This window comes from Enterobacter cloacae complex sp. P15RS (genome assembly GCF_014895905.1).
GTDB lineage: Bacteria > Pseudomonadota > Gammaproteobacteria > Enterobacterales > Enterobacteriaceae > Enterobacter > Enterobacter quasihormaechei.
On record NZ_JADBQL010000002.1, the window covers coordinates 145,991 to 150,014 of the forward strand.

General features: G+C 42.9%; 8 protein-coding genes. 5 read left to right on the forward strand and 3 right to left on the reverse strand.

Features of this window, described 5'->3' with window-relative positions; all coding sequences use genetic code 11:
- Positions 1-185: 185 nt before the first annotated feature.
- A complete protein-coding gene (locus IM267_RS01405; protein WP_064910646.1) occupies positions 186-875 on the forward strand; it encodes an SOS response-associated peptidase in 690 nt (229 codons plus the stop codon).
- A 37-nt stretch (positions 876-912) separates the two neighbouring features.
- Here IM267_RS01405 and cspF read toward each other — a convergent pair whose 3' ends face one another.
- A complete protein-coding gene (gene cspF, locus IM267_RS01410; RefSeq protein ID WP_131636838.1) occupies positions 913-1,125 on the reverse strand; it encodes a cold shock-like protein CspF in 213 nt (70 codons plus the stop codon).
- 282 nt (positions 1,126-1,407) lie between these two features.
- Between cspF and IM267_RS01415 the strand changes: the two genes are divergently transcribed.
- Positions 1,408-1,626 carry a cold shock domain-containing protein gene (locus tag IM267_RS01415; RefSeq protein WP_022651253.1) on the forward strand — a complete coding sequence of 73 codons (219 nt, stop codon included), beginning with the start codon at positions 1,408-1,410 and terminating at the stop codon, positions 1,624-1,626.
- A 245-nt stretch (positions 1,627-1,871) separates the two neighbouring features.
- Here IM267_RS01415 and IM267_RS21135 read toward each other — a convergent pair whose 3' ends face one another.
- Positions 1,872-2,072: a YnfU family zinc-binding protein gene (locus IM267_RS21135; protein WP_308464266.1), complete on the reverse strand. Its 201-nt coding sequence runs from the start codon at positions 2,070-2,072 to the stop codon at positions 1,872-1,874.
- 112 nt (positions 2,073-2,184) lie between these two features.
- Here IM267_RS21135 and IM267_RS01420 point away from each other — a divergent pair, with 112 nt between their 5' ends.
- The 3 genes from IM267_RS01420 to IM267_RS21505 all read left to right on the forward strand — a co-directional run bounded on the left by IM267_RS01420 (position 2,185) and on the right by IM267_RS21505 (position 3,365).
- Entirely contained in the window at positions 2,185-2,412 is a 228-nt protein-coding gene (locus IM267_RS01420; RefSeq protein ID WP_032645629.1) for a hypothetical protein, read from the forward strand.
- Positions 2,413-2,616: 204 nt separating this feature from the next.
- On the forward strand, positions 2,617-2,955 hold the full coding sequence (locus IM267_RS01425; RefSeq protein ID WP_131636744.1) for a hypothetical protein: 339 nt from the start codon (positions 2,617-2,619) through the stop codon (positions 2,953-2,955).
- 302 nt (positions 2,956-3,257) lie between these two features.
- Entirely contained in the window at positions 3,258-3,365 is a 108-nt protein-coding gene (locus IM267_RS21505) for a YnaM/YnfT family protein (protein ID WP_350188533.1), read from the forward strand.
- A 4-nt stretch (positions 3,366-3,369) separates the two neighbouring features.
- On the opposite strand, the gene IM267_RS01430 is transcribed toward IM267_RS21505, so the two are convergent.
- Positions 3,370-3,936 carry a recombinase family protein gene (locus IM267_RS01430; RefSeq protein ID WP_131636839.1) on the reverse strand — a complete coding sequence of 189 codons (567 nt, stop codon included), beginning with the start codon at positions 3,934-3,936 and terminating at the stop codon, positions 3,370-3,372.
- Positions 3,937-4,024 lie beyond the last annotated feature (88 nt).

Here is a 4,024-nt window from a genome sequence, read left to right on the forward strand (position 1 = left end):
CAAATCTGCCCCCAAAATCCCCCTCTCTTGCGTAGCTCCTTCCAGTTTCGCAACACACCGCTTCACGCATCTCTACCTGATCAGCATAATCGCCACGATTCCGCTTGTAAGACTTCACCATTAACCAGCGCACGCTACTTTTTCTCCCTGCCCTATACTTTCAGTCTGACTGACTGGAGGTTTCTATGTGTGGACGTTTTGCACAAGCCCAAACCCGTGAAGAATATCTGGCTTACCTGGCCGATGAAGCCGATCATGACATCGCTTATGACCCGGAACCTATTGGACGTTACAACGTCGCGCCCGGTACCAAAGTACTGCTGAAGAGCGAACGCGACGAAAAACTACATCTCGATCCGGTGCTCTGGGGTTACGCGCCAGGATGGTGGGATAAAACGCCTCTGATCAACGCGCGCATCGAAACGGCGGCTTCCAGCCGAATGTTTAAACCGCTGTGGCAGCACGGCCGGGCGATCTGCTTCGCGGATGGATGGTTCGAATGGAAAAAGGAAGGTGATAAGAAACAGCCCTACTTCATACACCGTGCCGACGGTCAACCGATTTTTATGGCGGCGATCGGCAGCACACCGTTTGAGCGCGGCGATGATGCAGAAGGTTTTCTCATTGTGACATCGGAAGCAGATAATGGCCTGGTCGATATACACGATCGGCGGCCGCTGGTTCTGTCGCCAGAAGCTGCAAGAGAGTGGATGCGGCTGGACGTTGGAGGGAATAAAGCGTTAGAGATAGCTTCAGACGGTGCAGTGCCCGCCGATAAGTTCAACTGGCATGCGGTAACGCGTACAGTTGGAAATGTAAAAAACCAAGGGAGGAATTTGATAGAGCATATAACAATCAAATCTAATATCAGTTAGACCTGCACCTTTTAGCTAGTCTCACAATAGCGTATTTTTAAGAAAGAAATATGTTTGCCGCCATTGGACCACTGAGTCCATTTATACGGTAGAACTCAACACGAACACCAGGACTTAACGTTTGGTTTTCGCTATTGTTTAATGCAGAGATGTGTAAGAAAACATCTTTACGCCCATCCGATGGTATAATGAACCCCTTCCCACTCTTGCAGTCAAAACTTTTGACAACGCCTGTCATTTTAAGAGTCAAATAATTTCCTTTTGTGAAATCCAATTTTACTATACAGGAAAAATTTGAATTAGCTAATCTAATTTCCATAGCCTCCCAGATGGCTAAAATAAAACTTGCTAAATAGTTTAACGCGTGCCTTAATGATCTGGTTAGTTCGATGCAATGTGAATCTGACTTTTTCTAAGTAATCCTCATAACCAGGTGCTATCTCTGATATCCCTCCTCTTGAGTCCATACGTATGCCATTATGCGTTTCTTTTCATGAAGTTGTAACTTCTTAAGTGTTCAAGGGGAGTTTTTATGTCTTCAAAAATGATAGGTCTTGTTAAGTGGTTTAACGAAGATAAAGGTTTTGGTTTTATCTCCCCACTCGATGGAAGTAAAGATATCCTTGTTCACTCTTCTTCACTACAGGGAGAGACATTCAAAACTCTTTTTGAAGGACAAAAAGTGAAATTTGTTATCATTGCCGGTACTAAAGGTCCGACAGCTGCAAATGTTACGCTCTGCGATAAATAACCCCCTCAATGGCCGTTTAAGCTTATACGAATTAAAAAACAAGAAGAGTCATTTATCGTTTGCGAATATCATTGCAACAGGCCAGCATATTTCAGCACCGTCAAGTTTGCTGACCGATGTGATGAAATGCAGGACTGCTGCATGAATAGTCTCAAAGCAGAAGCTAACTGCTTATAAAATATTAAAGTGCGTAAGAGGTTAGGCAGCCTCCAAAAGCATCACATCTTATTTATTGTATGAGTTTTTTAGTAACGTTCAGGGGCTTTGAACAAAGCATTACAGTAAGGGCATACTAATTGAGATCCCTTTTGTACACGATTGTAACTATGCTCCGAATCTTTTGAGCAGTTTGGACAAGGGCATTTGACTAAATAATTTCGGCGGAATTGATTGTTTTTACGTGCAGACACAGGCTTCTCCAGTTCAAATGGGCTACTACAGTACACGCTAAGGCAGGATATTGCTTGTTTTAATTTCGAAAAACAAACAATACATAGAAAAAAGCAACACTTACCGAACAGCCACGACCGCTAAATTCGTTTGGATACATGGTGATATATGAAAAAAGTAATCATTTTCTTTAATGGTAAACCAAGTAAGGTTGTCACTGTGCTTAAAGGCGTAACATCAATACTCGAACAGTACCCTGGTGGAGAAGAGATCAATCTTCAGATAATGTCAGCCGGTTTCCCCTCTTTAACAGGGGACCATGAAGTTGTCTATGTTGCATCAGATCGAGAGCTAACCTCTCAGGAAATTTTTGATGCGGCACGAAAGTATCTATAAGCTTCGGTGTTTTTTACCAACATCGCGGAAGATATTGAACAAGAAGCATTATAAAAATAATTAGAAATCATCAGCATTGCCTACCTGGTGTAGGCTTTTTTTTATATAGCAGATGATACATTTCTTTAATGTTAAACAATACACATTGTCGCTATTTTAACTAACATACCGTTCACATGGCCTGAACCTACCCATGAGATTTCTATGAAAATCATAAGTTATACGGTGTTGCTAATGTTCGAAAGCAAGCCCTTCAATCAAATGGATAACTCCTTGATTGTAGATTTCTTAAGTAGTCGTCAATATTTGGAAAAATCTGGTAGTGGAGTGAGATTTCCTCAAAACACCTACATCGGAATTGAAAAACAAATGGTTTTAGATTGGGAGTCTGAAAAAGACGGCGCAGCCAAGTTAAAACAGCGACTTTATGGCATTCTTCGTAGGATTAAAAATTTAGAGCCTACGCCTATGGTCATTTTTTTGATGATATCACCAGAAGAAAAAACCCTTACATTTGTGCCCAGACTCAAAGGTAAAAAATGAAAAAAATGGTGAGGTAGCTTCAAGGATATGGCCAGATTTTTGCGAATTCGCTGATATTTAAGGACTCTCAATTTTGTATGTATGTTTTCATCCCTCGGGTAATTGCTCATTATGAATTTTGTCCAGCCGATCATAATAACCTGAGTAAGCTAGTTTGATGCGGGATAGCCAGCCGCCGCACTCATTACATTCTATGTAGTACGGCATTCAATACCATCCTAACTTAAGTCACATATTTTTAACTGTTTGGAATTTTTTTTGATTCACACAGTCTAAAAAATAAAATCATATAAGGGTCATTTATGATAACGCTCATAATCTCTACTATCGTCGTAATAGTTCTGGCATTGATGATATTCTGTCTGGTTAAAGTTGGGATCTGCACATCTAATAATCCTGATGATCTATAATCATTTACGTTTCGCTGATTCCCTTGAGGGCTGGGAATTTCTTATACAAAGTACATACGGCCACATCATAGATAATTGCCACCTGCTTTCTGTCCACGCCGTTTGAAATCAGCCTGCCAGCCTGCGCCCATTGCTCAGGGGTTAACTTCGGCCGTCTTCCGCCTATGCGCCCTTTCTCCCGGGCTGCCGCCAGTCCTGCCCTGGTACGTTCCACGATTAACTCCCTCTCCATCTCGGCCAGGGCTGACATGATGTGAAAAATGAATCGCCCCATTGGACTGGAGGTGTCGATGCTGTCCGTAAGGCTTTTGAAATGGATGCCGCGCTGCCGGAGTTCGTCGACCAGCAGTACCAAGTTCCGCATGCTTCGCCCGAGGCGATCCAGCTTCCACACTACCAGCGTATCGCCCTCACTCAGCGTTCGAAGAAGCTTTTTAAGCGCTGGCCGGTTCGCTACCGTCCCGCTCATTTTTTCCTCAAAAACCTGTTCACATCCTGCGCGTTCGAGAGCTTGTCGCTGAAGATCTGTGTTTTGGTCATTTGTTGACACCCTTACGTAGCCAATTTGCATGTTTTTCACCCAATATTTTCTGCAAAAAAATCAGGTGAAGTTATCGGCATGGCTGCCACAGGGCAATCTATAAAACGTCGGTTTGGGA

Coding starts and splice junctions, on each gene's coding strand:
- IM267_RS01405 (WP_064910646.1), top strand. CDS start 186: ATGTGTGGACGTTTTGCACAAGCCCAAACCCGTGAAGAATATCTGGCT.
- IM267_RS01415 (WP_022651253.1), top strand. CDS start 1,408: ATGTCTTCAAAAATGATAGGTCTTGTTAAGTGGTTTAACGAAGATAAA.
- IM267_RS01420 (WP_032645629.1), top strand. CDS start 2,185: ATGAAAAAAGTAATCATTTTCTTTAATGGTAAACCAAGTAAGGTTGTC.
- IM267_RS01425 (WP_131636744.1), top strand. CDS start 2,617: ATGAAAATCATAAGTTATACGGTGTTGCTAATGTTCGAAAGCAAGCCC.
- IM267_RS21505 (WP_350188533.1), top strand. CDS start 3,258: ATGATAACGCTCATAATCTCTACTATCGTCGTAATAGTTCTGGCATTG.
- IM267_RS01430 (WP_131636839.1), bottom strand. CDS start 3,936: ATGCAAATTGGCTACGTAAGGGTGTCAACAAATGACCAAAACACAGAT.